We start from the raw sequence: 22,598 nt of genomic DNA on the forward strand, positions 1-22,598 counted from the left end.
GGCCGGGCGGAACGGCGCGCTAGGAGAGCACCGGCAGGACCTCCATGCCGCCCAGGTAGGGCCGCAGTGCCGCAGGCACGTTCACGGAGCCGTCGGCGTTCTGGTGGTGCTCGAGGATGGCAACGATCCAGCGCGTGGTGGCCAGGGTCCCGTTCAGGGTGGCCACTGCCCTCGTGCCCTTCTTTTCGCCGTCCGCCGACGCCTGGCGTTCGCGGATGTTCAACCGGCGGGCCTGGAAGGTGGTGCAGTTGGAGGTGGACGTCAACTCCCGGTAGGCCTGCTGGGTGGGCACCCAGGCCTCGCAGTCGAACTTGCGGGCCGCGCTCATGCCGAGGTCTCCCGCGGCGGTGTCGATCACCCGGTAGGGCAGTTCCACCTTGGCCAGCATTTCTTCTTCCCAGGCGAGCAGGCGTGCGTGTTCCTCGGCGGCCTCCTCAACCTGGCAGTAGATGAACATTTCCAGTTTGTTGAACTGGTGCACGCGGATGATGCCCCGGGTGTCCTTGCCGGCGGCACCGGCCTCGCGCCGGTAGCAGGAGCTCCAGCCGGCGTACCGCGTCGGTCCGCCGGACAGGTCCAGGATTTCGTCGGCATGGTAGCCCGCGAGTGCCACCTCCGAGGTGCCCGTCAGGTACAGGTTGTCCCGCTCCAGGCGGTAGATCTCGTCGTCGTGCTCCACATCGAAGCCGGTCCCCTGCATGGTTTCGGGCCGGACCAGGGTGGGGGTGATCATGGGGATGAAGCCGTTGGACACGGCCTGGTCCAGCGCCATGTTCATCAGGGCAATCTCCAGCCGGGCACCCACGCCCTTGAGGAAGTAGAAGCGGGAGCCCGAGACCTTGGCCCCGCGTTCCATGTCGATGGCGCCGATCAGCTCCCCGATGGCCAGGTGGTCCTTCGGCTCGAACCCGTCACGGGCGAAGTCCCGGGGCTCGCCGACTGTCTTGACCACGGTGAAGTCATCCTCGCCGCCGGCCGGAACACCGTCTTCGATCCGGTTGGGAATGCTGCGCAGCAGCGCTTCCTGCTGGTTCCGGGCGGCGTCGGACGCGGCCTGGGCTTCCTTGACCGATGCTGCCAACTCCTTGACCTGCGCCAGGAGCTCTGCCTTCTCCTCGCCCTTGGCCTGGGCCACCTTCTTGCCGAAGAGATTCTGTTCGGCGCGCAGGCCCTCGTAGCGGTTGATCGCTTCCCGGCGGGCGGTGTCGGCCGCGATCACGGCGTCGACCACCGACTCGTCGGTGCCCCGGGCGCGCTGGGAGGCACGGAAAATCTCTGGATTGGCGCGGAGTTCGTTTACATCGATCACCTGCTAAGGGTACCCAAAATGGCTTTCCGGCCTCGATCCGCGGCCTCCGCCGCCGATCGGGGCCTCCAATGTGCCAAACCGGCGGGGCTGGATAGTCTATGACCAACATGACTGCCGAATGGATGCCCGCCCTCATCGTCGTTCCGGCGGTGGCCGCCCTGGTGGCGGGATGGCCGGGCCTCCGCCGCATGTTCGGGTCCCGCCCGAAAGCGGTGCCGGCCGCTCCTGTCCCGTCCCCGGACCTGCCCGACCAGCGCGTCGTATTCATCCTGAACCCGGTCAAGAACGCGGCCGCCGAGGCGCGCCGGGAGGTGGAAGCAGCCTGCGCAGCGGCCGGTTGGAGCCCGCCCCTGGTGCTGGAAACCACGCCCGAGGACCCGGGGCACGGGCAAGCCAAGCGGGCCATCGCAGAGCGTGCCGACGTGGTGATCGCCGGCGGCGGAGACGGCACGATCCGGGTGGTTGCCTCGGAGTTGGCCGGCACCCAGGTGCCGATGGGCGTGCTGCCGCTGGGCACCGGCAACCTGCTGGCCCGCAACCTGGGTCTCGAGCCGAGTGCCCTGCGGGCCAACATCCACGTGGCCCTGCACGGGGTCATCCGCAAGATCGACACCGCCGACATCACCTTGGAGAACGAGGCAACCGGCGAACGGTCGCAGGACAGCTTCCTGGTGATCGCCGGCATCGGCGTGGATGCGGACGTCTTGGCCGACACCCGTGACGACCTGAAACGCCGGTTCGGCTGGATGGCCTATTCGGAAGCCGGCGTCCGCCACCTTGCCGGCCAGCGGGAGCGGGTCATGGTCAGCATCGACGACGGGCCGGCCCAACTCCGTCGGGTCCGCAGCATCCTGCTGGCCAACTGCGGGAAGTTGCCGGCGGGCATCGATTTCATCCCCACCGCGGAGATCGACGACGGCGAACTGGACATCGTGGTGCTCAGTCCGCGCAGCGCGATCGGCTGGTTGTGGATTGCCGCAAAGACCCTGGTGCGGCACAGCGCCCCGATTCCGGTGATCGAGTACCACCGTGGACGGAAGGTCCGCATCACCGCGCACGAGCCGATGGGAAGCCAGCTCGACGGCGATCCGTCCGGGCCGGTCACGTCGCTGACCGTTCAGGTCAGGCCGCGGTCGCTGGCGGTGCGGACCGAGTCGGTCCCCTCCGCCGGCAGCGACCGGGCGGCGGCCTGGGACCGGCGGCCGCCCGGTGCGCTGCAGCGTTGACGTGTTGTCAGCGTTTACGTGTCGTCGCCACCGGCGTTGAGGGGGTCGTCGCTGGCATCGGCCCGGTCCGTGTTGTGCAGTTCCTCGCCCGGAACGTCGATGGGCTGTTCGTCTGCTTCGAGCACCGGAACATCTGCATCCGGCTGCTGCAGGTCTTCGTCCCGGGGAATCGGGAATTCGCCGGCCGCCTGCTGGTCGATCAACTGCTGCTCCTCGGCGAAGCGCAGGTCATTGCCCTGGTCCCCGAGGTCGCCCGCGCGGTTTTCGCTCGGGGTCTGGTTCAGCGCCTCCACCGGCGTCGGCTCCCCGTCCTGGTACTGGTCCCTGTCGTTCTGATGCGTCATGGTGCTCCGATCTTTGGTCGCAGGTGCGATTTTCCTCAGCATACTGACCATAACCGCGGGCCGACAGCCCGGCGAGGCCGTCACCGGGCCAACAGCAGGTCCTGCACCCATAGGTCGGCCTTCCGGAAGGCCTCGTCCTGGTTGCGGCGCGGAACCGTCAGTCCGCGCCGGTCGGCGCGCGGGTAGGAGCCCAAAAACCGGATGCCCGGGCTGAGCCGGTGCAGCCCGCGGACGGCGTCGGCCACCCGCTCCTCGGCCAAGTGGCCTTCGGCGTCGAGGCTGAAGAAATAGTCCCCCAAAAACTGGCCGGTAGGGCGGGACTCGATCCGGCTCAGGTTCACGCCCCGGCTGGAGAACTGTTCCAGGATTGCCCCCAGCGCCCCCGGATGATCCTGCGGCAGCGGGACCACCAGCGTGGTCTTGTCGGCGCCGGTCGGCACGGGCAGGGCACCGGGCCGGCTCACCAGAATGAACCGGGTGACGGCGTCCGGAATGTCGCCGATGTCCTCGGCAAGCACCTGCAGGCCGCGCTGCCGGGCCACGAGCGGCGAGCAGATCGCCGCATCGTAGCCGGCGGCAGGCTCCAGCAGTCCCACCGCTGCCGCGGCCGTCGAGGAGGCGGGAAGATATTCCGCCTGGGGAATATTTGCTCCGGACCAGGTGCGGCATTGCGCCCAGGCATGCGGATGGGTGGACACCACCGCGACGTCCCCCCGCTCGATGCCGGGCCGGACGGCCAGCACAAACCGGATGGGGACCAGTTCCTCCCCGATGATCCGGAGCGGCTCGCCGCCCGCGATGGCATCCAGCGTGGCGCTGACTCCGCCCTCGACCGAGTTCTCGATCGGAACCATGGCCGCGCCGGCTTCGCCCGCGCGAACGGCGTCCACGGCGGCCTCGACACTCGCGGCCGGAATCCGGCGCGCGTCAGCCGCCCCGGGAACCTGGAGGAGGGCGGCTTCGGTGAACGTTCCCTCCGGCCCCAGGAAGGTATAGACGCCTGCCATTACTGGACCCGGGGCTCCTGCCCGTTCTCCGAGACGATCGGCTTGCCGGCGTCCAGCCAGGCACCCATCCCGCCGTCGACGTTCACTGCGGAGTATCCGTTGCCGATCAGCCATTCGGTGGCCCGGAAGGACCGCCCGCCGCTGCGGCACACCACATGCAGGTCCACGTCGGGGTCCAGCTCCTCCAGGCGCAGGGGCAGCTCGTTGAGCGGAATGTGCACGGCGCCTGCAATATGTCCGGCTTCCCATTCGTAGTCTTCGCGCACGTCCAGAATGGTGGCGTCGCCGCCGACGCTGTTGACGTCCACGTTCTCTACATCGCTCATGGCAACCTCCGTTATCCGCGGCAGGCCGTTCCGCCGCTGGTCAATTCCTGCTCCGGGCGTACCCGCGATTTGCCCCCTTTCCAAGCCTATAGTGGGATCGTCCGCCGCACCTTAATGAGACAGGGGCACCCATGGCCGCAGACCAGCCGACCATCCTCGCGACGTCCGGCGGAATCAAGGCCGGCGTTCGCAGCCGGATCGCGTTCCACCACCTGGTGCACTACGCCGTCGAACTGGCGGGGCCCACCGGGCGGGCACCCCGGCTGGTCCACCTGGGCACCGCCGGGGGCGACCAGCGCTGGTTCCAAGCCGAGCTGGACGAGGCGGCCAGGGGTGCCGGCTACGGCCTGAGCCATCTGAACCTGTTCACCATGCCCAATGTGCCGGACATCGAGGAGCACCTGCTGGGCCAGGACGTGGTGTGGGTAGGCGGCGGCTCGGTGGCAAACCTGCTCGCCGTGTGGCGGGTCCACGGGCTGGAGGATATTTTCAGACGGGTCTGGCAGGCCGGCGTGGTCCTGGCCGGGGTCTCCGCCGGCTCCATCTGCTGGTTCCGCGGCGGCACCACCGACTCCTTCGGCCCCGAGCTGCGGCTGGTCACGAACGGGCTGGCACTGCTGCCCTACGACAACGGCGTCCATTACGACTCGGAACCGCAGCGCCGGCCGCTGGTGCACCGGCTCGTGGCGGACGGCATCCTGGGCGAAACGCATTGCACCGACGACGGCGTCGGGCTGGTCTACCGCGGCACAAAACTGGCTGAGGCGGTCAGCGAGACCGACGGGAAACTGGCCTACCGCGTGACAGCCCAGGCCGGCGACGGGCCCGATGCCGTCGCGGTGGAGGAACCCATCGAAGCCAGGTTCCTCGGCTGACCGGGCGGGCGGGAACAGCGGGGCGGCAGCCACGGGCGGACACGGGCAGGGCGAGACACCGGCGCGCCGATGGGTTGCGGGGATTAGCCCCCACCGCCGGGCAGGGCTACGCTTACGGGCGATGACTGCTTTGCATGACTTGACGGCTGTCGCCCAGCGCGACGCCGTGGCCCGCGGCGAACTGTCCGCCCGCGAACTGACGGAGCATTACCTCCAACGCATCGACGCCCTGAATCCAAGGCTCGGCGCCTTCATCACCGTCACGGCCGACCAGGCGCTCAAACAGGCACGCGCCGCGGACGACCACCAGGCACGCGGCGGGCCCCTGGGCCGGCTGCACGGCCTGCCGGTGGCTTTCAAGGACCTCACGGATGTGGCCGGCGTTCCGACCACGCACGGCAGCGCGGCTTTGGAGCACCGGCCGGCATTGGCCAACCACCCCTTGGTGGACGTACTCGAATCCGCCGGCGTCATCAGCCTGGGCAAGACGCAGGTCCCCGAGTTCGGCCTAACCTCCTACAGCGAGAACCGTGTGGCGCCGCCGGCCCGCAACCCGCTGGACCCCGCGCTGAGTCCGGGCGGTTCTTCCGGCGGAAGCGCCGCTGCCGTGGCCGCCGGCATGCTTCCCTTCGCCCCCGGCTCCGACGGTGGCGGCTCGATCCGGATCCCGGCGGCCGCCACCGGGCTGGTGGGGCTGAAACCGGGACGCGGCCGGCTCCCGGCCGGCACCACCGGAGACGACGCCGGCCGGCTGGTGGTCGCCGGGCCCCTGGCCCGCACGGCGGCCGATGCCGGACTGCTGATGGACGCCATGGCGGACGAGCCGCGGGCCCGCGCGGCCTTCCCGGGGGAACCCGGCTTCCTGGCTGCCGCGCTACGCGCCGAAGGGCGATTCCGGATCGGCGTCAGCACCGACTCTCCGTTCGAGTCCGCCTATCCGCTGTCGCTGGAGCCGGAGGCACGCGAGGCGTTGGACACGGCGGTGGAGCTGCTGCTGGGGCTGGGCCACGCGCTGGAGGAAGCAGAGATCAGCTATGACAACCGCTACCCGGAAGCGTTTGCCACGGTGTGGACCTCCGGACTGAACCGGCTGGAGCTGCCAGCCGGCCGCGAACCGCAGCTCATGCCGCTCACCCGCGCCTTCCGGCGCCGCGCCCTGAAGCGCAGGCCGGAGGCGTTGCCGGAAGCCTTGGCCGAGCTGGCGCGTTTCCAGGACGACACCCGGGCACAGTTCGGCCGGTACGACCTGGTTCTGACGCCGGCGCTGGCCCAGACCCCCCGGCCGGTGGGCTGGTACACGTCCAACAGCGCGGACGTTGACTACATGCGCCAGTGCCAGTACTCGCCGTACACGTCGCTGGTCAACGTGTGCGGGCTGCCCGCCATCGCGGTGCCCGTCAGCACCACCGAGGAGGGTCTGTCCATGGGCGTCCAGCTGATCGGCAAGCCCGGCTCGGAGGCGGTGCTGCTGGCCGCCGCTGCGCAACTGGAGAGCGCGCAATGAATCCTTGAACCCCGGCCTGACCTGCGGATATGCATTAGCACGCAGCCCCGTCCCGGGCGCAGAATATGACAATACATGTAGCGGACTGTCAGAATAGAACACCGTGAGCAATACCGTGCAGTCCGGGAACCCGCAGCCGGAAACAACAAAACAGTCCACTCAGACCGGCAAAACCTTCTTCGGGCATCCACGGATGCTGGCGAATCTTTTCTCCGTAGAACTCTGGGAGCGTTTCTCCTTCTACGGCATGCAGGGCATCCTGCTTTACTACATGTACTACTCGGTCGCCGAGGGCGGCCTCGGGATTGACGAAGGAATTGCCACCGGCCTGGTGGGCGCCTACGGCGGCGGCGTGTACCTCTCCTCGATCCTCGGCGCATGGGTTGCCGACCGCATGCTGGGGTCCGAGAAGGTCCTCTTCTACACCGGCATCATGGTCATGCTGGGCCACATCGCGCTGGCCCTGATCCCGGGCGGCGTGGGGCTGGCCATCGGCCTGATCCTGGTGGCCATCGGCTCCGGCGGCCTCAAGGCCACCGCCAGCTCGCTGGTCGGCTCGCTCTACAGCCTGAAGGACGACCGCCGCGACGCCGGCTTCTCCATCTTCTACATGGGCGTGAACATCGGCGGCCTCTTCGGCCCGCTGCTCACCGGCCTGGCCCAGGTGCAGCTCGGTTTCCACTACGGCTTCGGCCTGGCCGCGCTGGGCATGGCAATCGGCCTCACCCAGTACGCCCTGACCCGCAAGAACCTGCCCGAGGCCGCGCACCATGTGGCCAACCCGCTGCCGCGCGGCAACTACGGCAAGGTCGCCGCCGTGGCCGTGGCCGCCGTCGTCGTCGTGGTGCTGCTGGTGGCCTTCGGCTTTGTGACCGCCTCAAACCTGGCCCCGATCATGGCCTGGCTGGCGATCATCGCCGCCGTGGCGTACTTCGTGGTGATCCTCTCCAGCAAGCAGGTCGACGCCGTGGAGCGCAAGCGCGTCTACGCCTTCATCCCGCTGTTCATCGCCTCCGCCGCGTTCTGGGCGCTGTTCCAGCAGCAGTTCACCGTGGTGGCCCTGTACGCGGACAAGCAGCTGGACCGCACGCTGGGCGGCTGGGAAATGCCGGCCAGCTGGGTGCAGTCCATCAACCCGGTGTTCATCATCATCTTCGCCGGCATCTTCGCTGCCCTGTGGACCAAGCTCGGCCCCAAGCAGCCCAGCTCGCCGCTGAAGTTCGCCCTGGGCCTGGTCGTGATGGGCCTGGCGTTCCTGGCGTTCATCCCGCTCACCGGCGGCGGCGCCAACTCCACCCCGCTGCTGGCCATGGTCGGCATCCTGTTCCTGTTCACCATGGCGGAACTGTTCCTCTCCCCGACCGGCTCCTCGGTCTCCACCAAGCTGGCGCCGAAGGCCTTCCAGACCCAGATGGTGGCACTGTTCCTGCTCTCCATCTCACTGGGCACCACGCTGGCGGGCATCCTGGCCGGCTACTACGACCCGGCCAACGAAGCCCCGTACTTCGGCTTTATCGGCGTGACGGCGATCATCCTCGGCGCCGGCCTGGCTGCGGCCGTGCCGTCCCTGAAGAAGCTGATGGGCGGCATCCGCTAGGACCGGCCTCCACAACGACGGCGATGCCCGGGCGGGGATTCAATCCCGCCCGGGCATCGCCGTCGTGATGGGTGTTTGGACGGATCTACAGTCCGCTGAGGATGCCGATGAAGAGCAGCAGGCACCAGATGCCGGTGACCGCGTAGCCCATGATCAGGCCGGCCAGCGCGAGGGTACGGCCGGCACGCTCCTTGCCCAGCGCGATGTGGCCGAACACGATGGCCAAAACCTGCGGGACCAGCATGAAGCCGAACGTCACCACGGAGACGATGCCCAGCACCAGCGCCGCGATGCTCAGGCCCTTCGGCTCGGCCTGCGGCGTGTAGTACATCGGCTGGTTGTAGTCCGGTCCGCCGTACGGCTGCTGGCCGGTGTACGGCTGCGCGCCGGGGCCCGGCTGGTACGAGTACGGGTTCGCCGCTTCGGGCAGCGACGGCGGCTGGGGCAAGGCCTGGCCTGCGTTGGGATCCGTGTACCACCCCGGGTGCTTCGGGTCGTTGAAAGGCGGCCTGTTCTCCGTGCCGGACATAATGTTGATTCCCCCTGGGATTGATTCGCTGCTGCGCGCAGCTGCGGTGCTGCTTCCAGTCTAGGCGCGCGGGAAGATCGGCGGCCATTGGGTCGGATCCGTCACGGAACCGCCACGGATCCGTGGTTTTTTGGCATGCTGGAGGCATGGCAAACCGTGCGGGCACAGTGGCCCTTCCCAGCGACCTTGTTGACCTGACCGCTTTGCGCGACGCGTACTTCGACGTCAAGCCCGATCCGGCCGACCCGTCCCAGCGCGTGGTTTTCGGTACCTCCGGGCACCGCGGCTCCAGCCTGAAGGCGTCCTTCAACGAGGACCACATTGCCGCCATCACGCAGGCGATCGTGGAGTATCGCGCGGGGCAGGGCATCGCCGGACCGCTGTTCGTCGGGAAGGACACGCATTCCCTCTCGGACCCGGCCCAGGACACCGCCCTCGAGGTACTGGCCGGAAACGGCGTCTCGGCGCTGGTCGATTCCCGCACCGGGTGGACCCCGACGCCGGCGGTCAGCCACGCGATCCTCACCCACAACGCCGCCCATCCGGATGCCCAAGCCGACGGGATCGTGATCACACCCTCGCACAACCCGCCCGGCGACGGCGGCTTCAAGTACAACCCGCCGCACGGCGGCCCCGCGGACTCGGATGCCACCGGGTGGATTGCCGCCCGCGCCAACGAACTGCTGGAGGCCGGCCTGCGCGGGGTCAAGCGGATGACAGTGGGTCAAGCCCGGTTCTCGGGGGCCATCGGGACCTACGACTTCCTGGGCGCGTATGTGGACGACCTGCCGCAGGTGCTGGACCTGGACGCCATCCGTTCCGCCGGCGTGCGGATTGGCGCCGACCCGATGGGCGGGGCCTCGGTGGACTACTGGGCCGCCATCGCCGAGCGGCACCGCCTGGACCTGACCGTGGTCAATCCGGCGGTGGACCCGCAATGGGCGTTCATGACCCTGGACTGGGACGAGAAGATCCGGATGGATTGCTCCTCGCCGTCGGCGATGGCCTCGCTGATTAACGCCGTGCGCGGCGGCGGCGCCGACTTCGACATTGCCACCGGCAACGACGCCGATGCGGACCGCCATGGAATCGTCACCCCTGATGCGGGGCTGATGAACCCCAACCACTACCTTGCCGTGGCCATCGACTATCTCTACAGGCACCGGCCGGACTGGCCGGCCGGTGCGTCCGTGGGCAAGACGCTGGTGTCCTCCTCGATGATCGACCGGGTGGCGGCCGGCCTGGGCCGGCAGCTGGTGGAAGTTCCCGTAGGCTTCAAGTGGTTCGTGCCCGGACTGCTCTCCGGCGAAGGCGTTTTCGGCGGCGAGGAGTCGGCCGGGGCCTCCTTCGTCCGGTTCGACGGCAAGCCGTGGTCCACGGACAAGGACGGCATCCTGCTGGCGCTGCTGGCCTCCGAAATCATGGCCGTGACCGGAAACTCGCCGTCCGAACTCTATGCAGGGCTGACCGAGAAGTTCGGGGCGCCGTCGTACGCACGGATCGACGCGGCGGCGAACCGGGAGCAGAAGGCCGCGCTGGCGAAACTCTCCGCCGCCGACGTGGCCGCCACGGAACTGGCCGGCGAGGCGATTACCGCCAAGCTCACCGAAGCGCCCGGCAACGGCGCACCGATCGGCGGGCTCAAGGTCACCACCGACAACGCGTGGTTCGCGGCCCGGCCATCGGGCACGGAAGACGTCTACAAGATCTACGCCGAATCCTTCCGTGGCCAAGACCATCTGGTACAGGTGCAGGCGGAGGCCAAGGCGATCGTGGACGCCGTCATCGCCTGACATCGTGCCACGGGCGGCCCCCGCCGCGCCTGCGAACGGTCAGCACGACACGGTACCGCTGTTCCGGCGGTAGGATGTCCCCCGGACATTTTCCCGCTGACTCCCCGAAGAGGCCCACCATGAGCACGCCTGCAAAGTCTTCCCCGTTCCGTTGGGCCGTGCATGGCGACGGCAAGAACATTTCACCGGGCACGGTAGTCGGACCCCAGGAGCGGCTCACCTGGCCGCGCACCATGGGCGTCGGGGCCCAGCACGTGGTCGCCATGTTCGGCGCCACCTTCCTGGTTCCGCTGCTGACCGGATTCCCGCCGTCGACCACGCTGCTGTTCTCCGGAGTGGGCACCATCCTGTTCCTGATCATCACGGCAGGCAGGGTGCCCAGTTACCTGGGCTCCAGCTTCGCGTTCATCGCCCCGATCGGCGCCGCCATGAACCAGCACGGAATGGGCGGAGCGCTCGGCGGCCTCATCATGGCCGGAGCCTTGCTCTTCCTGATCGGCGCGCTTGTGCACAAAGCCGGCACGCGCTGGATCAACGTGGTGATGCCGCCGGTGGTCACCGGCGCCATCGTGGCGCTGATCGGGCTCAACCTGGCGCCGGCCGCCAAGCAGAACTTCGAGAAGGGGCCCGTGACGGCGCTAGTCACCGTCGTCGCCATCCTGCTCGTTACCGTGTTGTTCCGCGGGCTGCTGGGCAGGCTGTCCATCCTGATAGGCGTGCTGGTCGGCTACGTGGTGGCCATCCTGCGGGGCGAGGTGGATTTTTCGAAGATCAATGACGCGGCCTGGATCGGTCTGCCCGAGTTCCACGCGCCCGAATTCCACATTTCCTTGATCGGCCTGTTCCTCCCCGTGGTGTTGGTACTGGTCGCAGAGAACATCGGCCACGTGAAGTCCGTGTCCGCGATGACCGGGCAGGATCTTGACCCCGTGACTGGCCGCGCACTGATGGCAGACGGCCTGGCCACCGTGCTGGCCGGCAGCGGCGGCGGCTCCGGCACCACCACCTACGCCGAGAACATCGGCGTGATGGCTGCCTCCAAGGTCTACTCCACCGCCGCATACTGGGTGGCTGGCATTGTCGCCGTCCTGTTGAGCTTGCTCCCGAAGTTTGGAGCCGCCATCGCCACCGTTCCGGTCGGAGTCCTGGGCGGTGCCGGCGTCGTCCTCTACGGCATGATCGGCATCCTCGGGGTGCGGATCTGGGTCCAGAACCGGGTGAACTTCGCCAACCCCATCAACCTCTCCGTGGCCGGGGTTGCCCTGGTGATCGGCATTGCCAACTTCAAATGGACGGTGGGCGAGCTGCAGTTCGAAGGCATCGCGCTGGGATCGGCAGCGGCACTGCTGATTTTCCACGGCATGAGTGCGGTGGCCCGCTGGCGCCACACCGAGCCCGTGGATTCCATTGAAGACCAGGGCGTCAGGCCGTCCAAGCTCGGTTGATCAACCCGCACGGCAGCCACCTGTTTGCGCGGCCGGGCCCAGGACCGCCGCCCCCTAGACCGTGAGGACCCGTGGGGCTAGCGTTGCAGTCATCGCTCCCGCGGCGTCCGGTCCGGGGGATGTCACGAGGAGGAAAGCATGGCCAACCACGTCTACAACGTCACGGAAATTGTGGGTACCTCGCCCGACGGGATCGATGCCGCGGTTACCAACGCCATCGCCGAAGCCTCCAAGACGCTGCGCAACCTCGACTGGTTTGAAGTGAAGTCCGTCCGCGGCCACCTCAGCGAAGGCAGGGTCGCCGACTGGCAGGTGACCATCAAGCTCGGTTTCCGCCACGAAAGCTGACCGCGGCGGACTGGCTGCCGCCAGGCCTCCCGCGGACGAGGCGGGCGGCGCATGCAGCCGGCGGGTCACGGCGGACGGGCCCGCCCGTCGCCGCGGGGCTGCCCCCCCCCATTGTGCCGGGGTGGATGCGGTGGTGTGCTTGACCCATGAGCCAGCAACGTGATGAAGACAAATTGCCCGACGACGAGCATCTGCGCGACGACATCGGCGCCCCGGAGCCCGAGAACGACTCCGCAGCAAAGTTCGACGGTGAGCATTTCACCTCGAGCCTGCTCAATGCAGGGCAGCAGGTACCAGGCCTGAGCCCGGACGGCGAATACCGCCAAAGCGAGGACCCGGAGTACGAGAACGAACCCGGTCAGGACGGATTCGTTCCCCCCTCCGCCCCAACCGAGTAGCAAGGCCGCGGCGGCGCCACCGCCGCATCCGTAGTCGCGGGGCTAACTGGCAAGCCGCGCGCCGGCCCGGGGGGCCGCCGTACCGGTGGCCTCGCCTAACAGCCCCGGTCGATGTCAGGCGCCGTTGGCACCGCTGCCGCGCCGGGCATCGCCCGCGGCCCGGTAGGCGAAGACCGTGGCCGCTATCGCCAGCCCGACGGCGATGATTCCGCACGGGTTGCACAAGGCGGTGGACATTCCCAGTGCGGACTGGCCGGCCAGCAGCGACATGATGGACGCGCCCTCTCCGGCGCCGCCGCCGAAGTCCGGGACGGTGAAACCGAAGGCTAGCGCCAGCAGCCAGGCCAGCGCCGGCACCACGGCGGCCCGCACCGGGAGCAGCACGCCCCGGCGCGCGGTCTCGATCAGCTTTACGCCGGTCAGCAAGAGCAGGACCAGCAGCACCGGGCCCAGGCTGATGCCCAGCCAGAGCACCATCTGGCCGCCGATGCCAAAGAGCGCCCGTCCGGCCACCACCCACAGCGGCACCAGCACCGCCATCGGAAGAGCGAGCCAAAGGACCAGGGTGCGGAGAAGGCCCTGGCGGACGGCCGAGGGCGGCGGGACGACGGTACTGCTCATGCCCTCATGATAGGCGTGGCCACCGGGCTCAAGCCCCTTCGAGCGCCTGCTGCGTGGCCAAGGTGACATAGCGCGCGGCCTGGGCCATCGCCTGTTCGCGGCTGCCTGCCGCCTCGACCACACTGGCGGCCGCGTGCACGCCGTGTTCGGCCAACTGGTCGGGCGCCAGATCGATCTGCCCGGCAACGACGACGGCGGGGATGCCCCGTGCCTGGGCACGCCCGGCGACGCCGAGCGGCGCTTTGCCAAATTCAGACTGCCGATCCAGCGTCCCCTCGCCGGTCAGCACCAGGTCTGTATCCGCCAAGGCAGCCTCAAGCCCCACCAGATCGGCGACGACGTCGAAACCCCGCTCCAGCCGCACACCGGCCAGCGCCATGAAACCGGACGGGAAGCCGCCTGCCGCGCCGGCGCCCGCCACGTTCACGTCGCGGCCGGTTGCCTTCAGCAGCAGCTGGGCCCACCGCTGCAGCGCCTCGTCGAGCAACCGCCGCGAGACCGCATCGGCGCCCTTCTGTTCACCGAAAGCGTGCGCCGCCCCGTCGGGGCCGTACAGCGGATTCGAGACGTCGGCTGCCACCCGGAGCACGGTCTCCGCCAAGCGCGGGTCCAGGCCGGAGGTGTCCAAGTGGTCCGCGGTCGCCAGGGCGGCGCCGCCGAGCAGGACTTCGGCGCCGCCGCCGGTGAGGATCTTCAGGCCGAGTGCGCGGAGGGCGCCGGACCCGCCGTCGGTCATGGCGGAGCCGCCGGCCCCCAGCACAATCTCGGTGGCGCCGGCATTCAGCGCCACTTCAATCAGCTGGCCGCACCCGTAGGAATGGGCCGTGAGCGCCGACTGCACGCTGGGCTCGGTGAGAAGCAACCCGGACGCCCGCGCGGTTTCGATGACGGCAGTCTTGCCATCCGGCCGCTCCAGCAGGGCCCAGGATGCGGTGACCTCACGCGCCAGCGGACCAACTACGCGCTCGGTGTGCTCGGTGGCACCAGCGGCGAGGGCCGCCTCCAAGGTGCCCTCTCCGCCGTCGGCCACCGGGAGCAGCTGCACGTGGGCGTCCGGGTAGACCCGCAGCACACCTTCGGCCATTGCGGCAGCCGCCTCGGCAGCCGACAAGGTTCCCTTGAACTTGTCCGGTGCAATCAAGACCTTCATGCAGACTCCCTCTGCGGCCAACTGCCGCGCTCAGCCATCACCTCGGCCAGAATATCCGCGCGGTCGGAGACTATTCCATCAACTCCCAGTGCGAGCAACCGTTCCATCTCTGCGCGATCATTGATGGTCCACACGTGCACCTGCAGGCCGGCGCGATGGCAGCGCCGCACGAACCCCGGCGTGACCAATGCAAACGGACCGTACTTCACCGGCACCTGCACCGCGTGCACCCGGGCCAGCCGCGCCAACCAGCCGGCCAAACCTACATACCCCAGCAGGTATATTGCCAACGTTGCATATACACCGCCGGAGCCGGCCACGGGGCGGCTCAGCCCACGCAGCACGCGGAGGCGGCGCCGGTCCGAAAAGGAAGCCACCAGCACCCGGCCGTGCGCGTCGTAGGCTTCGATCAACCGGGCCAATTCGTCGGCGGCCGCCATGTCCTTGACATCCACGTTGAGGTTCACGTCGGGCCAGGCGGCCAGCAACTCCTCGAACGTGGGGATAGGCTCGCCGGAAATCCGCACCTGCGCCAGCTGGCCGGCCGTGTGCGCCGCCAGTTCCCCGCGGCCGTCGGTGGCACGCTCCAGCGTCGGGTCGTGGAAGGCCACCAGCACGCCATCGCGGGTGGACCGGACGTCGGTCTCCAGGTAGGCGTAGCCGAGACCGACCGCCGCGCGGAACGCCGCCATCGAGTTCTCCCGCCCGTCCAACGAGAAACCCCGGTGGGACATGGCCAGGGGCCGGCCCTGCCCGGAACCGGGAAACGTAGGATTGAGGTACGGGCTGGCGCTGCTCACAGTCGGTACTCTACCGGCCCCGCCACGACCGCCGATGAGGAGGAACCGATGCGTCTAGCCGTGGTGCAGGCTGCCGGGCTACGCGGCGATGGGGCGCGGGTGCGATGCCGGCGCTGGCTGGAACAGGCCGCCGGGCTGGGTGCGCAGCTGCTGGTGCTGCCCGCGGGGTTCGCCCCGGACTTCCGCCGCGAGCTGGGCAGGCTCGCGGCGCGGCATCGGGTCGCAGTGGCGGCCGGCACCATCGGCGAGGGCAACAGCGCCGAACTCTGGCTGTTCGACGCGACCGGCGACCTCCAGGCCTGCACCGACGCTGCCGCGGTCGTCCCGCTGGACGGGCTGCTCATCGGCCTGGCTACGGAGGACGACGCCGGCGCGGTCGCTCCGGGCACCGGCAGGTCCCGCCGGGCGGTCTCCGACGACGGCGCACAACTGCTCTTGGTGCCCGGCGGCAGTAGCGGGCGGGACTGCTGGTTCCGTGCACTGGCCCGCCGCGGGGCATCCGCACCGGCGGTGGCCTGGAGCGGGCCGGGCCGCAGCTTCATCGCCGCGCCGGACACGGGAGTTGCGGCCGAGGCCGGCCCGTATGAGGAGCTGATCGTTGCGGACGTGGATCCGCCCCGGCGGAACCGGAGCGTGGGCCCCAGCTGGTTTGCCCGCCGGTACCTGGCCGAGCGTCCGGAAACCCGGCGCCGAGCGGCGCCTGCCGGAGCGGTGCAAGGCTCCTGACCCGGGCCCCTGGCAGCGGTCACGCCCCTTGCGGTGCCTGCCGGCCGGCCAGCCGTTCCTCGATCACCTGGGCGACGCCGTCCTCGGCGAACGCAGGGGCGCGGAACGGAGCTGCTTCCAGGGCGGTGCGGTGGCCCGAGGCCATGGCGTAGCCGGCCCCTGCCCACCGCAGCATCTCGATGTCGTTCGGCATGTCGCCGAAGGCCACCACGTCCTGGGGACCAATGCCCAAGGAACCGGCGTACTCGGCCAGGGTCACCGCTTTGTTGAGTCCCGGCCGCGCCATTTCCAGCAGCGGGTTGCCGGGGGCGGAATGCGTCACCGCGGCCAGATGCCCCACCGCCGGGGCCACCTCGGCCAAGAAGTCGTCGGGGTCGATGTCCGTGCCGCGGGCCAGCAGTTTCACGACCGAGTCGGTGCCGCGCAGGCTTTCCGGCAGCAGTTCGGGCGCAGTGCCGTCCAGAAGTTCCACCGAGCCGGGCTGCAGAAAGTTCGGTTCCAGCAGGAAACCCTCGGTGGTTTCCGCCGCGAACGTCACCGCCGGATGCAGGCCGAGGATGATTCGGCGCACCTCGAGGATGTTCGCGTAGGGCAGCGTCTGCGCCGAGAGCACGCGCTCGGACACCAGGTCGTAGACCACGGCGCCGTTGGAGCAGATCACCCGGCCGCGGTGGCCGATCTGTTCGGCCAGCGGAGTCAGCCAGCGCGGTGGCCGGCCGGTCACGAACACGATCTCAACTCCCGCGGCCGCGGCGCTGCGGAACGCCCGGACGGTGCGGGGGCTGATTTTGCCGTCCCGGCCGATGATGGTCCCGTCGAGGTCGCTGGCGATAAGGCGCATTGCACCAGTCTAGGAGTCTGGCCGGCGGCGGAGGCGGCGCTAGCCCAGCTCGTCGCGGCGGGGCGGATTCGCCCCTGCCCGGGATACCGTGACCGCCGCCGCCCGGGCGGCGTGCGCCATCACGTCTTCGAGGGTGGAGGATGCCATGTCCCGCAGCTTCTCGCGCCGGGCGGAGCCGGAGAACCCTGCGTTCAGCAGCGCATCGAGCAGCCCCGACATGTACGCGTCGCCGGCGCCCACGCTGTCAACGACCACGGCCGCCGGTGCCGCAACCTCCGCCGTCCCGGCACGGACCGCTCCCCAGCTGCCCTTCGCCCCGTGCGTGACCACCACGGCGGCCGGCCCCTGCTTCAACCACGCGCGGGCCGTGTCCTCGACGGCACGGTCCGGGTACAGCCATCGAAGGTCTTCATCGGAGGCTTTGACCACGTCGGCCAGCACCACGAACTTTTCGGCCTGCCGCCGGGCGAAGTCCCGGTCGGTGATCAGCGTGGGCCGGCAGTTCGGGTCGTAGCTGACCAGGGCCCGCGGATGGGCCCGCTGGACGGTCCTGAACACGGTGTGGGCGCCCGGCTCCAGCATGGTGGCGACGGAGCCGGTGTGCAGCCAGACCGTCTCGTCGAGCAGCCGGGGCCGGGCCTTGTCGAGTTCCGGCAGTTCCCAGAGCAGGTCGAAAGAGTAATGGGCCGCACCGGTGGGGTCCAGGGTGGCGGTGGCGGTGCTGGTCGGCGACGCATCCGGACCCAGCGGCACCAGCACGGAGTTGCGGCGCAGATGGCCGTGTACCAGGTCCCCGAACTGGTCCTTGCCGTACCGGCCGACGAACTGGACCGGGTGGCCCAACCGGGCCAGGCCCACCGCCACGTTCATCGGGCTGCCCCCGACGTGCATGCGCGGCGGCCTCGTGTCGGAGCGGACTACGTCCACCAGCGCTTCGCCTATGACCGTGAGCACAGTGCCAACGTAGCAGAGCGCCGACGGTTGCGGCACCGGCTCAGCCCAGGCGGGCCAGCACCCCGCGGATGCGTGCAAACGCAGCAGAAGCAGGATCGATCAGCGCATAGTGGTCCCCGGGAACGGGCACCAGCTCGGCCGTCCCGCCGGCAGAGCGGGCGGCGGCGACATAGTTCCCGGACAGCTCCCTCGGCACGTCGGCGTCCTGGTCGGCGTGGAAGGCGTAGACGGGGACCGGCAGCGGCACGTTCCGCATGGGATCGGCGAGCCGGTAGGGATCCGCCCCATCTGCGTCCGCACCCTCCGGCCGCCCGAGCAGGTTTTCGACCGCGCCGTCGCTCACGCGCAGCTCGTGGGCGCGCGCCACATCCAGTACCCCGGACTGGCTGAGCACCGCGTCGAACTCCACCCGCGGGGCCGCGCCGGGCACCCGCAGGCCGGAGGCCTCCGACGGCAACCGGCCCCGTCCGGCGGCCCACACCGCCAGTTGGCCGCCGGCCGAATGGCCCAGCCCCACCACGCGCTCGAGCGCGAATCCCGACTCTTGCGCCGCATCGGCGAGCAGGTCGATGCCGGAGGCAACGTCGTCGAACGTCTCCGGCCAGCCGCCGCCGTTGCCTACGCGCCGGTATTCGACATTCCAACAGACCCAGCCGCGGCCGGCGAGGTCCCGGGCCAGCGGGCGTCCGAGCTCGGCACCATAGGCAGCGCGCCAGTACCCGCCGTGGATAATGACGACGACGGCGGTGTGCCGGCGCCGGGCGGGCAGGTACAGTTCCGCATACTGGCTGGGATCCGGGCCGTAGCTGTGCCGGGTACACTCCATCCCTGCACTTTAGCCCGCTGCTACGGCGCCCCGTTGGAGACGCTGTCTTCCACCTCGTCCGAGCCTTCCGCGTTGCCTTCACCGGGCAACCCCGCCACGGTGGTCCCGCGGTGGTTCAGCTTCCACGGCGCCGGCACCAGGCGCCCGCCGGCGGAGGCGCGCCCCTCCAGCCGGTCGATCAGCAGGTCCACCACGGTGCCCACCAGCGGCTCGGGCCCTACCGAACTCAGCGGCGGGTCGGAGTGGTGTCCCAGATCCGAGGTGTCCACGCCGATGATCTCCATCTCCTCCGGGATCCGGAGTCCGGCCGCGGTAGCGGAACCGGAAACGCACAGGGCCTCCAGGTCCGCCGTCGTGAAGAACGCAGTGGGCGGATCGGCCAACTTCAGCAGCGCGCCGGTCTCCTCGTAGGATTCACGCCAGGACCCATGCGTTGCACGTATCAGGTTCTCGTCCAGCTCGGCACCGAGATCGGCCATCGCCTGCCGGAACAATCCCAGCCGGGTACCCCGGGGGCCCGGAGCGGGCCCGCCCCGGTGCAGCACGGCGATGCGGCGGTGCCTGGCAGCAAGATACTCTGCCGCCTCGGCGATGCCGACCTCTGCGTCCACTGACAGCACGTCGAAGCCGTCAGGCTGCAGGAACTGCGACACCACCACCTGCGCCACGCCCCGGTCGGCGAGATCGCGCAGGGTGTGGTCTTCCTCGGGCGTTTCCGTGCTGAAACCCAAGATGGCCCCGTCCGCGCCGCCGGAGAGCATGAAGTTCCGCCAGGCCTCCTGGCCCAGCAGGACCACCACCCGGTACCCGTGCTCCGGCAGCACGCGGTTTGCAACCTCCGCCAGCTGCCGGTCCCAGGCCGAATCCAGGTTTTCCACCACGACGGCCACGGTGTCCGTCCGCCCGCGGCGCATGCCCCGGGCGGCGTGGTTGGGCACATATCCCAGCGACTTGGCCGCCTCGATTACGCGGGCCTTGGTCGGCTCGCTGATCCTCGTTGAACCCCCGTGCCGGCCGGACAAGACGTATGAGACTGTTGCCAGCGAGACTCCGGCCCGCTCGGCAACGTCGCGAATAGTCGGCTTAAATGAACTCCCCATGATGCGGTTCTGCCTTCTTCCCCAAGAAACATCCCCCGAAACTTCCCCCCAGAAGTTCCCCTTGGTAAAGACTAACGATTCATCGGCAGAATGATAGGGGTAGGGTAAAAATTTTTGGGCGGCCGCTCCGCGAGTCAGGCCTCAAGCTGCGGGATTTCGACCACGACATCCGACGGCTTTTTGTCCGGCCGGAAGCCCCGCCAGACCGGGTGGCGAAGCTTGCCGGATCCGGTGCGTTCGCTGAACTGGACCTCGCCGACCAGCGCGGGCCGCACCCAGTGCGCGTCGGAGGCGTCGGCCGACGGCACGCCCTCCAGCGGCGGGGTCTTGCGCGACATCTTCTTCAGCCGTGAACCGATCTCGGCCAGTTCGCGCTCCGTCAGGCCGGAACCGACGCGGCCGAGGTAGCTCAGCTCCACGCCGTCGGGCACGGCCACCAGCAGCGAGCCGACCTTGCGGGCGCGCGAGCCTTTGCCCGGCCGCCAGCCCACAATGACCACTTCCTGCGTCAGCTGGTTCTTGATCTTGATCCAACTCCTCGTCCGTAGGCCCGGCGCGTAGTTGCTGTCCGTGCGTTTGGCGATGATGCCTTCCAGGCCGACCTCCCGGCTGGCTGCGACCGCTTCCGCCACGGTGGCGTCCAGCTCCGGCGGCACCTGGATGTGTCCGTCGTCCGGCGTTTCCACGGCTTCCTTGAGGATTTCCCGCCGTTGGGTGTATTCCAGCCCAAGTGTCGATGTTCCGTCCAGTTCCAGCAAATCGAAGAGGAAGTACTCCACCGGGTATTTCGCGGCCGCGCGCTCGATGTCTGCCTTCCTGGTGAGGTTCATGCGGTTCTGCAGGCGCCCGAAATCCGGCCGCCCTTGGGCATCGAGGGCGACAATCTCGCCGTCCAGCACCGCGGTTTGGGCCAGGACGTGGTCGGGCAGGTCTGCCAGTTCCGGATAGGTCTTGGTCAGGTCGTTGCCGTTGCGGCTGACGAGTTGCACGCCCCCGTCGGCAACGACGGCGACGGCCCGGATTCCGTCCCACTTCAATTCGTAGGCCCAGCCCTCGTCCTCGTCGATGGAGGCCTCGGTGCCCTGGACGGCCAGCATCGGTTTCACCGGTTGCGGCGTCCCGGCGTCCCCGCCCGCGGAGCCGGCGCCCTCCGGCTGCACCGTGCTGCCGGCTGCCGGCTTGGCCTGGCGCCCGGACCCGCCGTCCTGCGCTGTCCCGGCGGCAGGACGCGGCTGGTCCTTCATCAGGTGCATCAGCCAATTGTCCTTGCCGTCCTCGCCGCCGGTACGGATTAAGGCGTACCGACGCGCACCGGAGGGGCCGCCGTCGTTGGCCAGGCCGCCGTCGGCGCGCCCGTGCAGCACAATGATGACTTCCTTGCCCTCGCGCCACTTCTCCACTTCGTAGGTGCCGCTGTCCCAGATCGTCATCACCCCGGCGCCGTATTCGCCCTTGGGGATGGTGCCCTCGAAGGTGGCGTATTCCATTGGGTGGTCCTCGGTGTGCACGGCCAGGTGGTTCTTGCCGGTCGAGACCGGCGGCCCCTTGGGCACGGCCCAGGACACCATCACCCCGTCGTGCTCCAGCCTGACGTCGTAGTGCAGCCGGCGAGCGTGGTGTTCCTGGATGACGAAAACAGGTTCATCGTCCGACTCCCGCGGCTCGATCGCCGCGGGCACCGGTTCTGGCGTTCGGTCCGGGTCGCGCATGGAACGGTACACGCTGAGCCGGTCCGACTCCTGCTCCGGCTTGTCCGGGCGGCTTTTTTTGGCCGCACCGTTCCCCCCGCTGCTTTTCAGGGAACCCCGCGCGCCGCCGTCGTTCTCCGCGGCGGTCCGGCTGCCGCCGTCCCTGCCGTCGGTGTCCGGCTCCGCAGCTTCCTGCAACGACTGCTCGTCCGCGGTGCCTCCCGCCATGCCGGCCAGCGGGTCGCCCATCTCCTTGACGCGCTCCAGCACGTCGCGGAAATCGAGGTGCGCCAGGTTGGGATCTTCCAGCTCGGCCCAGGTTCGAGGTACCGCCACGGTGGGGTGCGGCCGGCCGCGCAGCGAGTACGGGGCAATCGTGGTCTTGGCCCAGTTGTTCTGGCTCCAGTCGACCAGCACCTTGCCCGTGCGCAGCGACTTCTTCATGTCGCTGACCACGAGGTCCGGATGGTCGGCCTCCAGCAGGCGGGCCAGCTCGTGCGCCACCTGGCTCACGTCCTCCGAGGTCTGCTTGCCGTCCAGCCCGGCGTAAAGGTGGATGCCCTTGGAACCGGAGGTTACCGGCCGCGGGTCGAGCCCCATCCCCTCCAGGATGTCTTTGATCAAGAAGGCCACTTCAACGCACTCCGCCAGCCCGGCCCCTTCCCCCGGGTCCAGATCCAGCACCATCCGGTCGGGATTGTTGATCTTGCCGCGCGGGCCGAACTTCCACTGCGGAACGTGGATTTCCAGGGCCGCAATCTGCGCCAGCCAGGTCAGGGTGGCCCGGTCATTCGCCAGCGGGTACACATTGGTGTTGCTCTTGTGCTCGATGGTGTGCCGCATGACCCAGTCCGGCGCGGACTTGTCCAGGTTCTTCTGGAAAAACACCTCGCCCGGCTCCTGCGCCGTCCCGACGCCGTGGACCCAGCGTTTGCGCGTGACCGGCCGGTCCGCCGCATGCGGAACGAGGAACTCGGCGATCTCCGAGTAGTAGGCGATAACGTCCGCCTTGGTGGTCCCGGTTTCCGGGTACAGCACCTTGTCCAAATTCGTCAGCCTGAGCCGGTGTCCGTCAACGGCTACGGTCTCCTTTTGGCTGGATTTCTGGCTGGCCATACCGCCAGTCTGTCCGCCGGGTGGCCGCTTGGCTAGGGCCCCGCCTCTGGCTTTGTACCGCCCGCGGGTGTTCAC

At 69.1% G+C, this 22,598-nt stretch carries 22 protein-coding genes; 9 read left to right on the forward strand and 13 right to left on the reverse strand.

Annotated features, from left to right (window positions below):
- Window positions 1-19: 19 nt before the first annotated feature.
- Window positions 20-1,309 carry a serine--tRNA ligase gene (gene serS, locus AC5RVD_RS06285; protein WP_494110985.1) on the reverse strand — a complete coding sequence of 430 codons (1,290 nt, stop codon included), beginning with the start codon at window positions 1,307-1,309 and terminating at the stop codon, window positions 20-22.
- A 98-nt stretch (window positions 1,310-1,407) separates the two neighbouring features.
- Here serS and AC5RVD_RS06290 point away from each other — a divergent pair, with 98 nt between their 5' ends.
- Window positions 1,408-2,535 (forward strand): diacylglycerol/lipid kinase family protein, encoded by a 1,128-nt coding sequence (locus AC5RVD_RS06290; RefSeq protein WP_494126389.1) that lies wholly within the window; start codon window positions 1,408-1,410, stop codon window positions 2,533-2,535.
- A gap of 14 nt (window positions 2,536-2,549) precedes the next feature.
- Here the strand turns inward: AC5RVD_RS06290 and AC5RVD_RS06295 are convergent, their stop codons facing one another.
- The 3 genes from AC5RVD_RS06295 to AC5RVD_RS06305 form a co-directional block, all read right to left on the reverse strand.
- Complete coding sequence (locus AC5RVD_RS06295; RefSeq protein ID WP_494126390.1) at window positions 2,550-2,879, reverse strand: hypothetical protein; 330 nt, start codon at window positions 2,877-2,879, stop codon at window positions 2,550-2,552.
- An 80-nt stretch (window positions 2,880-2,959) separates the two neighbouring features.
- Window positions 2,960-3,886 carry a prephenate dehydratase gene (pheA, locus tag AC5RVD_RS06300; protein ID WP_494126391.1) on the reverse strand — a complete coding sequence of 309 codons (927 nt, stop codon included), beginning with the start codon at window positions 3,884-3,886 and terminating at the stop codon, window positions 2,960-2,962.
- On the reverse strand, window positions 3,886-4,212 hold the full coding sequence (locus AC5RVD_RS06305; RefSeq protein WP_494110981.1) for a rhodanese-like domain-containing protein: 327 nt from the start codon (window positions 4,210-4,212) through the stop codon (window positions 3,886-3,888). The genes pheA and AC5RVD_RS06305 overlap by 1 nt, the downstream gene beginning before the upstream one ends.
- Before the next feature lie 131 nt (window positions 4,213-4,343).
- On the opposite strand from AC5RVD_RS06305, the gene AC5RVD_RS06310 reads away from it, so the two are divergent.
- The 3 genes from AC5RVD_RS06310 (at window position 4,344) to AC5RVD_RS06320 (ending at window position 8,188) form a co-directional block, all read left to right on the forward strand.
- Window positions 4,344-5,087: a Type 1 glutamine amidotransferase-like domain-containing protein gene (locus AC5RVD_RS06310; RefSeq protein ID WP_494126392.1), complete on the forward strand. Its 744-nt coding sequence runs from the start codon at window positions 4,344-4,346 to the stop codon at window positions 5,085-5,087.
- A gap of 121 nt (window positions 5,088-5,208) precedes the next feature.
- On the forward strand, window positions 5,209-6,591 hold the full coding sequence (locus tag AC5RVD_RS06315) for an amidase (protein ID WP_494126393.1): 1,383 nt from the start codon (window positions 5,209-5,211) through the stop codon (window positions 6,589-6,591).
- A 103-nt stretch (window positions 6,592-6,694) separates the two neighbouring features.
- Window positions 6,695-8,188 carry a peptide MFS transporter gene (locus AC5RVD_RS06320; protein ID WP_494126394.1) on the forward strand — a complete coding sequence of 498 codons (1,494 nt, stop codon included), beginning with the start codon at window positions 6,695-6,697 and terminating at the stop codon, window positions 8,186-8,188.
- Window positions 8,189-8,273: 85 nt separating this feature from the next.
- On the opposite strand, the gene AC5RVD_RS06325 is transcribed toward AC5RVD_RS06320, so the two are convergent.
- Window positions 8,274-8,717: a DUF4190 domain-containing protein gene (locus AC5RVD_RS06325; RefSeq protein ID WP_494110977.1), complete on the reverse strand. Its 444-nt coding sequence runs from the start codon at window positions 8,715-8,717 to the stop codon at window positions 8,274-8,276.
- 146 nt (window positions 8,718-8,863) lie between these two features.
- Here AC5RVD_RS06325 and pgm point away from each other — a divergent pair, with 146 nt between their 5' ends.
- From pgm to AC5RVD_RS06345, 4 genes are all read left to right on the forward strand, one after another.
- Complete coding sequence (pgm, locus tag AC5RVD_RS06330; RefSeq protein WP_494126395.1) at window positions 8,864-10,510, forward strand: phosphoglucomutase (alpha-D-glucose-1,6-bisphosphate-dependent); 1,647 nt, start codon at window positions 8,864-8,866, stop codon at window positions 10,508-10,510.
- A 119-nt stretch (window positions 10,511-10,629) separates the two neighbouring features.
- On the forward strand, window positions 10,630-11,955 hold the full coding sequence (locus AC5RVD_RS06335; protein WP_494126396.1) for a uracil-xanthine permease family protein: 1,326 nt from the start codon (window positions 10,630-10,632) through the stop codon (window positions 11,953-11,955).
- 138 nt (window positions 11,956-12,093) lie between these two features.
- Window positions 12,094-12,303 carry a dodecin gene (locus AC5RVD_RS06340; RefSeq protein ID WP_494110974.1) on the forward strand — a complete coding sequence of 70 codons (210 nt, stop codon included), beginning with the start codon at window positions 12,094-12,096 and terminating at the stop codon, window positions 12,301-12,303.
- A gap of 146 nt (window positions 12,304-12,449) precedes the next feature.
- Window positions 12,450-12,701 carry a hypothetical protein gene (locus AC5RVD_RS06345; RefSeq protein ID WP_494110973.1) on the forward strand — a complete coding sequence of 84 codons (252 nt, stop codon included), beginning with the start codon at window positions 12,450-12,452 and terminating at the stop codon, window positions 12,699-12,701.
- A gap of 114 nt (window positions 12,702-12,815) precedes the next feature.
- On the opposite strand, the gene AC5RVD_RS06350 is transcribed toward AC5RVD_RS06345, so the two are convergent.
- From AC5RVD_RS06350 to AC5RVD_RS06360, 3 genes are read right to left on the reverse strand one after another with little or no spacing between them, the layout of a single operon-like run.
- Complete coding sequence (locus tag AC5RVD_RS06350) at window positions 12,816-13,322, reverse strand: hypothetical protein (RefSeq protein WP_494126397.1); 507 nt, start codon at window positions 13,320-13,322, stop codon at window positions 12,816-12,818.
- Window positions 13,323-13,350: 28 nt separating this feature from the next.
- Window positions 13,351-14,472, reverse strand: a complete 1,122-nt coding sequence (locus AC5RVD_RS06355; protein WP_494126398.1) for a glycerate kinase — start codon at window positions 14,470-14,472, stop codon at window positions 13,351-13,353.
- Complete coding sequence (locus AC5RVD_RS06360) at window positions 14,469-15,272, reverse strand: glycerophosphodiester phosphodiesterase family protein (RefSeq protein ID WP_494126399.1); 804 nt, start codon at window positions 15,270-15,272, stop codon at window positions 14,469-14,471. The genes AC5RVD_RS06355 and AC5RVD_RS06360 overlap by 4 nt, the downstream gene beginning before the upstream one ends.
- A gap of 48 nt (window positions 15,273-15,320) precedes the next feature.
- Between AC5RVD_RS06360 and AC5RVD_RS06365 the strand changes: the two genes are divergently transcribed.
- A complete protein-coding gene (locus AC5RVD_RS06365; protein ID WP_494126400.1) occupies window positions 15,321-15,998 on the forward strand; it encodes a hypothetical protein in 678 nt (225 codons plus the stop codon).
- A gap of 19 nt (window positions 15,999-16,017) precedes the next feature.
- Here the strand turns inward: AC5RVD_RS06365 and AC5RVD_RS06370 are convergent, their stop codons facing one another.
- The 5 genes from AC5RVD_RS06370 to AC5RVD_RS06390 form a co-directional block, all read right to left on the reverse strand.
- Window positions 16,018-16,839, reverse strand: coding sequence for an HAD family hydrolase (locus AC5RVD_RS06370; protein WP_494126401.1), 822 nt, complete (start codon window positions 16,837-16,839; stop codon window positions 16,018-16,020).
- A gap of 39 nt (window positions 16,840-16,878) precedes the next feature.
- The gene (locus tag AC5RVD_RS06375) at window positions 16,879-17,793 is read right to left on the reverse strand and encodes a carbohydrate kinase family protein (protein WP_494126402.1); all 915 of its coding nucleotides are present in this window, start codon (window positions 17,791-17,793) and stop codon (window positions 16,879-16,881) included.
- A 40-nt stretch (window positions 17,794-17,833) separates the two neighbouring features.
- Window positions 17,834-18,619, reverse strand: coding sequence for an alpha/beta hydrolase (locus tag AC5RVD_RS06380; protein WP_494126403.1), 786 nt, complete (start codon window positions 18,617-18,619; stop codon window positions 17,834-17,836).
- A 20-nt stretch (window positions 18,620-18,639) separates the two neighbouring features.
- Complete coding sequence (locus tag AC5RVD_RS06385) at window positions 18,640-19,719, reverse strand: LacI family DNA-binding transcriptional regulator (RefSeq protein ID WP_494110965.1); 1,080 nt, start codon at window positions 19,717-19,719, stop codon at window positions 18,640-18,642.
- Window positions 19,720-19,853: 134 nt separating this feature from the next.
- Complete coding sequence (locus AC5RVD_RS06390; protein ID WP_494126404.1) at window positions 19,854-22,523, reverse strand: ATP-dependent DNA ligase; 2,670 nt, start codon at window positions 22,521-22,523, stop codon at window positions 19,854-19,856.
- Window positions 22,524-22,598 lie beyond the last annotated feature (75 nt).

This window comes from Arthrobacter sp. THG-b23 (assembly GCF_059091265.1).

What these genes read in the sequence shown, in the direction of transcription:
- AC5RVD_RS06290 (WP_494126389.1), top strand. Translation starts at nt 1,408, where the DNA reads ATGACCAACATGACTGCCGAATGGATGCCCGCCCTCATCGTCGTTCCG.
- AC5RVD_RS06295 (WP_494126390.1), bottom strand. Translation starts at nt 2,879, where the DNA reads ATGACGCATCAGAACGACAGGGACCAGTACCAGGACGGGGAGCCGACG.
- pheA (WP_494126391.1), bottom strand. Translation starts at nt 3,886, where the DNA reads ATGGCAGGCGTCTATACCTTCCTGGGGCCGGAGGGAACGTTCACCGAA.
- AC5RVD_RS06305 (WP_494110981.1), bottom strand. Translation starts at nt 4,212, where the DNA reads ATGAGCGATGTAGAGAACGTGGACGTCAACAGCGTCGGCGGCGACGCC.
- AC5RVD_RS06310 (WP_494126392.1), top strand. Translation starts at nt 4,344, where the DNA reads ATGGCCGCAGACCAGCCGACCATCCTCGCGACGTCCGGCGGAATCAAG.
- AC5RVD_RS06315 (WP_494126393.1), top strand. Translation starts at nt 5,209, where the DNA reads ATGACTGCTTTGCATGACTTGACGGCTGTCGCCCAGCGCGACGCCGTG.
- AC5RVD_RS06325 (WP_494110977.1), bottom strand. Translation starts at nt 8,717, where the DNA reads ATGTCCGGCACGGAGAACAGGCCGCCTTTCAACGACCCGAAGCACCCG.
- pgm (WP_494126395.1), top strand. Translation starts at nt 8,864, where the DNA reads ATGGCAAACCGTGCGGGCACAGTGGCCCTTCCCAGCGACCTTGTTGAC.
- AC5RVD_RS06335 (WP_494126396.1), top strand. Translation starts at nt 10,630, where the DNA reads ATGAGCACGCCTGCAAAGTCTTCCCCGTTCCGTTGGGCCGTGCATGGC.
- AC5RVD_RS06340 (WP_494110974.1), top strand. Translation starts at nt 12,094, where the DNA reads ATGGCCAACCACGTCTACAACGTCACGGAAATTGTGGGTACCTCGCCC.
- AC5RVD_RS06345 (WP_494110973.1), top strand. Translation starts at nt 12,450, where the DNA reads ATGAGCCAGCAACGTGATGAAGACAAATTGCCCGACGACGAGCATCTG.
- AC5RVD_RS06350 (WP_494126397.1), bottom strand. Translation starts at nt 13,322, where the DNA reads ATGAGCAGTACCGTCGTCCCGCCGCCCTCGGCCGTCCGCCAGGGCCTT.
- AC5RVD_RS06355 (WP_494126398.1), bottom strand. Translation starts at nt 14,472, where the DNA reads ATGAAGGTCTTGATTGCACCGGACAAGTTCAAGGGAACCTTGTCGGCT.
- AC5RVD_RS06365 (WP_494126400.1), top strand. Translation starts at nt 15,321, where the DNA reads ATGCGTCTAGCCGTGGTGCAGGCTGCCGGGCTACGCGGCGATGGGGCG.
- AC5RVD_RS06370 (WP_494126401.1), bottom strand. Translation starts at nt 16,839, where the DNA reads ATGCGCCTTATCGCCAGCGACCTCGACGGGACCATCATCGGCCGGGAC.
- AC5RVD_RS06380 (WP_494126403.1), bottom strand. Translation starts at nt 18,619, where the DNA reads ATGGAGTGTACCCGGCACAGCTACGGCCCGGATCCCAGCCAGTATGCG.
- AC5RVD_RS06385 (WP_494110965.1), bottom strand. Translation starts at nt 19,719, where the DNA reads ATGGGGAGTTCATTTAAGCCGACTATTCGCGACGTTGCCGAGCGGGCC.
- AC5RVD_RS06390 (WP_494126404.1), bottom strand. Translation starts at nt 22,523, where the DNA reads ATGGCCAGCCAGAAATCCAGCCAAAAGGAGACCGTAGCCGTTGACGGA.